Source organism: Brevibacterium sp. VCM10 (assembly GCF_000583215.1).
Classification (GTDB): domain Bacteria; phylum Actinomycetota; class Actinomycetes; order Actinomycetales; family Brevibacteriaceae; genus Brevibacterium; species Brevibacterium linens.
On the sequence record NZ_JAJB01000115.1, the window covers coordinates 1 to 1,787 of the forward strand.

General features: G+C 65.4%; 2 protein-coding genes. One reads left to right on the plus strand and one right to left on the minus strand.

Annotated elements, in window-relative coordinates:
- Positions 1-227 precede the first annotated feature (227 nt).
- Positions 228-875 (plus strand): copper resistance CopC family protein, encoded by a 648-nt coding sequence (locus tag AD89_RS0117555; RefSeq protein WP_231488772.1) that lies wholly within the window; start codon positions 228-230, stop codon positions 873-875.
- A 158-nt stretch (positions 876-1,033) separates the two neighbouring features.
- On the opposite strand, the gene AD89_RS0117560 is transcribed toward AD89_RS0117555, so the two are convergent.
- The coding region (locus tag AD89_RS0117560) for a PQQ-dependent sugar dehydrogenase (RefSeq protein WP_025780966.1) at positions 1,034-1,787 on the minus strand (754 nt) is incomplete at its 5' end.

A 1,787-nucleotide genomic window follows, 5' to 3' on the forward strand; every position in this document is an offset into this window, starting at 1 on the left:
GTCAGCGCCGCCTCGGCGAGAGATGACGACATCCCCGCCCCCGATGTCGAGGATCCCTGGTACGGGGAATTCAAGCATTTCGAAGAAACTCTTGAGACAATTGAAGTGTCCGTGCCGGGAATCACGGATCGTCTGCGCACGCTGGCCGCGAAATCTCAGTGATACTGGTAAGCACAAGCTCGCTGACACGATCGAAATCGCAGGTACGCCTCGAAGGAGAAACTCTCATGACCCGTCTCATGACACGACAGAACTGGTCCGCTCTCAGGCTGGGCTTCGCCGCCCTGCTGGTGGCCGCGATGAGCGTGTTCGCTTTCGCTCCCGCCGCCAGTGCGCATGATCAGCTGGTGTCGTCGAACCCCGAGGACGGTGCCGAGCTCGACCAGCAGCCCAAATGGCTCGAGATGACCTTCTCCGGCGACATCCAGGAAGTCGGCTCCGAGGTCAAGGTCGTCGTCGACGGCAAAGATGTCTCCGCAGGTGAGCTGACCGTTGAGGGCAAGAAGCTCAGCGTCGCTCTGCCCGACGATCTCAAGCCCGGCGATTACAAGGTCACCTGGCGCGTGGTGTCGCAGGACGGCCACCCGATCTCCGGCGACTACTCGTTTACGATCAAGGATTCCGAAGGGGCCGGCGGTGAGGTCAAGGAGTCGTCCGGAGAGTCGACGAAGGCCGGGCTCGGCGGCGGAGTCGTCGACGAGCCGGGCAAGGACACCGAGGATCGCGGCGAGATCGGCGAGTCCACCGGCAGCGATTCCGGAATGTCGACGCCGATGATCGTGCTGCTGTCCGTGGGCGGCCTGGCCATCATCGTCATCGTCGTCCTGCTCATGCGCCGCAAGTCCCAGGGCCTGCCCGGAACCAAGGACAACTGAGCGAGCAGTCCGGCGACCGACGCAGCACGTCTGTCACGAGGCCCCGAACGCGAAGAGCGTTCGGGGCCTTGGTCGTATCTGCGGGGCGGGCGGGCCTGGCGTTTACGCGTGTGTCCGGTTGTCGGCCGGTTTACGCAGCGATAACCGGGCTAGCGCCGTCAGGGCGTGAAGCGCAGGAGGCGGTCGTCGTCCGGGCCGGGATCTCCGCGACCGTCGGTGTTGTTCGTCAGTACGAGCAGCGAACCGTCGGGTGCCTCGACCACATCGCGCAGTCGCCCGTAATCACCGGTCCACAGCTGCGACGATGACGCCAGGTCATCAAGTGGCACCCGGTGCAGTCGTTGCCCGCGGAGTCCGGCGATGAGGATGCTGTCCTCGGTGACGGCCAGTCCGGACGGGCTCGCTTGGTCGGGTGACCACTGCTGCACCGGATCGATGAAATCACCAGCCCCGCCGCCCGGGTCGCCGCCGCCCTCGCCTCCGCCCGAGCCGTCACCCGCGCCGCCATCCTCGGCGATGCCTTCGACCTCGGGCCAGCCGTAGTTTCCTCCGGCTTCGATGACGTTGAGCTCATCCCACGTGTCCTGCCCGAACTCCGAGGCATACATCGTGCCCTCGTCGTCCCACCCGATGCCCTGCGGGTTCCGATGTCCCATGCTGTACACGAGCGAGTCGCCGAACGGATTGTCGTCGGGCACCTCGCCATCGGGCGTCATGCGCAGAATCTTTCCCGACAGCGCCTGTTCATCCTGGGCACTGTCGCGATCGCCCGTATCGCCGAGCGTGGCATAGAGCATCCCGTCGGGGCCGAATGCCAACCGCCCGCCGTTGTGGAAGTTCGCCGTCGGCAGTCCGTCGAGGATCGTCTCCTCCTCACCCAGGGACAGGTCCCCGGCCTCGCCGAGGAGGTTG

What these genes read in the sequence shown, in the direction of transcription:
- AD89_RS0117555 (WP_231488772.1), top strand. Translation starts at nt 228, where the DNA reads ATGACCCGTCTCATGACACGACAGAACTGGTCCGCTCTCAGGCTGGGC.